Genomic DNA, 3,329 nt, shown 5'->3' on the forward strand with positions numbered 1-3,329 from the left:
CCCCCCAACAACGCCCAATTCACGGAGTTTCCAATGCCCACTACCGCCATCACCGGCAGCGCCTCCGGCATCGGCGCCGCCGTTGCCGCTGCCCTGCGCGCCGCCGGCCACCGCGTCATCGGTATCGACCGCGGCAACGCCGAGGTCATTGCTGACCTGTCCACCCGCGAAGGCCGCGATACGGCCATCGCCCAGGTCCTCGACCTCAGTGACGGCGTCCTCGACGGCCTGGTCTGCTGCGCCGGCGTCGGGGTCACCGCGCCGTCCTGCGGATTGATCGTGGCGATCAACCATTTCGGCGTCAGCCAGTTGCTCGGCGGCCTCGAAGACGCGCTGGCCAAGGGCAGCCATCCGGCGGCGCTGGTCATCGGCTCGGTGGCGGCGATTCGTCCCGGCGCCGAGCAGGAGCCGATGACCCTGGCCATGCTCGACAACGACGAAGCCCGGGCGCTGGATATCGCCAACACCCTGGGCGAACCCCAAGTGGCCTACGCCTGTTCCAAATATGCGATCACCCACCACGCCCGACGCCTCGCGGCGGCCTGGGGGGCCAAGGGCATCCGCCTCAACGTGGTCGCGCCCGGCGCGGTGGAAACCCCGCTGCACGATGCTTCGCGCAATGACCCGCGCTTCGGCCAGGCGGTACGCGCATTTGTCGCGCCGCTGGGGCGCAACGGTCACCCCGAGGAAATCGCCGCGCTGATCGCCTTCCTGCAGTCGCAACAAGCGGGCTTCATCCACGGCAGCGTGATGTACATCGACGGCGGCATGGACGCCATGGTCCGGCCGCAGCGGGTCTGAGGAAAACACATGAACAAGGTTGCATTCATCACCGGTGCCAGCCGCGGCATCGGTCGCGCGGCGGCGCTGGCGTTCGCCCGGGCCGGCTTCGACCTGGCGATCAGCGCCCGCACCCTCGACGAAGGCGAGCAGCACCCGCATGCCCTGCGCGATGCCAGTGGCGCGCCACTGCCGGGCAGCCTCAACGGCACCGCCGACGCTATCCGCGCCTTGGGCCGCAAGGCGCTGGTGGTGCCGATGGACCTGCTCGACAGTGACTCGGCCCTGGCCGCCTGCACGGCGGTGCTGGCCGAGTACGGCCGCATCGACGTGCTGATCAACAACGCCATCTACCAGGGCAGCGACCTCAATGCCGGCTTCATGGCCTTGCAGCCGGAAACGCTGGAGCGGATGTTCAAGGGCTACATCCTCACCCCGTTCCTGCTGACCCGCGCGGTGGCCCAGGTGATGGCGGAGCAGGGCGACGGCGTGGTGATCAACGTCACCTCCGGCGCCGGCGAAAGCGACCCGCCGGTAGCGGCCGGGAAGGGCGGCTGGGGCTATGCCTATGGCGCCGGCAAGGCGGCGGTTTCACGGTTGTCGGGGATCGTTGCGGTGGAATTGGGTGACGCCGGCGTCCGCGCCTACACCGTCAATCCCGGGGTGGTGACCACCGACGCGCTGAAAGCCACCATCGGCGAAAAAGGTGTGATCGCCCTGCGCGCCGGCAGTGCGCCGCCAGAGGTGCCGGCGGCGGTGATGCTGTGGCTCGCCACCCATGAAGACGCCAGCCAGTATCAACGCCAGACCATCGCGGCGCAGCCGTTTGCCAGGAAGCTTGGGTTGTTGGCGGACTGAGGCCAGCCGACAGTCTTCAGCGTCCGTCAGATCGAGCGCCGCCTTGCGGCGCATCGCCGGCAAGCCGACTCCCGCAGGGATTTGCGTGCACCGATGAACCTGTGGGGGCTTGCCAGCGCAGTTTCCCCAATAACCTTGTGCGCAAATTTTTCTATTGAGTGGGAGCTGTTAAAGTGCCACCAATAAAAAATCCTTCATCTTGCCAAGGTCGGGCCCGTCAATTGCTCGCGTAGCGTTGCTGCGCCGTCAGGGATGAGTCGCCTGATCCACATAGGAGTCGTTGTGGACAGACGTAAAACCGCAGTACCGCGCACCGCCCGTACCCGCTTGTCGCTGGCCGTCAGCATGGCCATGTTCGGCGCGTTCGCCGTGTCCGACCCGATCTACGCCGCGTGCACACCGGCGACGCCGACCAATGGATCGGCGGTGGACTGTTCCGGTGTCAACACGAACCTTGACCTGGCGGCCAGCAATCTGGTGATCACCCTCATGTCCGGCGGGGTCGTGACGACGTCCGATCCGAGCAAACCGGCGTTTACCGTGACGGGTACCAGTACTTCCCTGTACAACGGCGGCTCCATCGACCCCTCCATTGGCTCGTCCGCGTTCTCCTCCACCGCGCTGAAACTCGTAAGCCCCGTTTTCTCCAACCTGTCGATCACCAACGCCGCCGGCAGCGTGATCCGCGGTGTTTCCGGCGACCTCAACGGGGCGCTGATCGATCTCACCGGCGTGGCGCTGGACGTCAACAACGGGCTCTCGGGCCGTACCATCATCGATAACTACGGCCTGATTTCCACGACCCTGGCCATCGGTGCCAGCGAAAACGCGGCCAACCGGCCGGTGGTCGCGATCTACGGCGGTGGCCGGGTGATCTTCCTCAACTCCGGCAGCGTCATCGGGCGGGTCGGCTTCGAGGCCTCGCTTGCGGGCAATATCTTCACCAACGGCGGCACGGTGATCGGCAGTGTGTCGATGGGCGCCGGCGGCGCCAACACGTTCACCGCGGTCACCGGCTCGTCGGTCAGCGCCAGCGGGGCCAGCGCCGGGGAGTTGACCGTCATCGGCATGGGCGGGCTGAACTTCGCGCCTACCGGCATCGTCGATGGCGGTGCCGGTGGCAACAACACGCTCAGGCTGCAAAACGACATGAGCGGTGGCAGCGGCACCAACGTCGGCACCGGCACCATCGATTCGACGAAGTACATCAATTTCAGCAACCTGGTGGTCGACAGTGGGACCTGGACGCTGCAAGGCGCATTGTTGAGCGGTGCCTCCACCCAGGCCACCCTAGATGGCGGCGTGCTGCTGATCAACAACGGGGACTTCGCCGGTAGCGGTACGATCTACGCCAATGGCGGCACCCTCAGCAGCTCCTCGTCCTCGATCAGCATCGCCAACAACATCGTGATGGGCTACAACATCGGCACAGGCCGCAACGGCCTGACCGTCAGCAACGTCGTCACGCCGTTCACCCTGTCGGGTGTGATCTCGGGGGGGAGTAATGCCGCCCTGACCAAGAATGGCCTGTCTTCCCTGCGCCTGGACGGGACCAACACCTACAGCGGTGGCACCGCCCTCAATGGCGGCTCGCTCATCATCGGCAGCAGCCAGGCCCTGGGCACCGGCGCCGTCAGCGCCGCAACCGGCACCCGGATCGACTCCGGCGCCACCGCGACCCTGAGCAATAT

3 protein-coding genes are annotated in these 3,329 nt (G+C 66.5%); all 3 read left to right on the forward strand.

The window, feature by feature from the left end:
- Positions 1–33 precede the first annotated feature (33 nt).
- The gene (locus NTD82_RS15030; protein WP_262129272.1) at positions 34–801 is read left to right on the forward strand and encodes an SDR family oxidoreductase; all 768 of its coding nucleotides are present in this window, start codon (positions 34–36) and stop codon (positions 799–801) included.
- A 9-nt stretch (positions 802–810) separates the two neighbouring features.
- Complete coding sequence (locus NTD82_RS15035; RefSeq protein WP_262129273.1) at positions 811–1,638, forward strand: SDR family NAD(P)-dependent oxidoreductase; 828 nt, start codon at positions 811–813, stop codon at positions 1,636–1,638.
- A 282-nt stretch (positions 1,639–1,920) separates the two neighbouring features.
- Positions 1,921–3,329: autotransporter-associated beta strand repeat-containing protein (locus NTD82_RS15040; protein ID WP_410017058.1), on the forward strand; the 1,409-nt coding region annotated here is incomplete at its 3' end.

This window comes from Pseudomonas sp. 5P_5.1_Bac1 (genome assembly GCF_025466015.1).
GTDB lineage: Bacteria > Pseudomonadota > Gammaproteobacteria > Pseudomonadales > Pseudomonadaceae > Aquipseudomonas.

Excerpts from the sequence above, each read along its gene's own strand:
- NTD82_RS15035 (WP_262129273.1), top strand. The coding sequence starts at position 811 with ATGAACAAGGTTGCATTCATCACCGGTGCCAGCCGCGGCATCGGTCGC.
- NTD82_RS15030 (WP_262129272.1), top strand. The coding sequence starts at position 34 with ATGCCCACTACCGCCATCACCGGCAGCGCCTCCGGCATCGGCGCCGCC.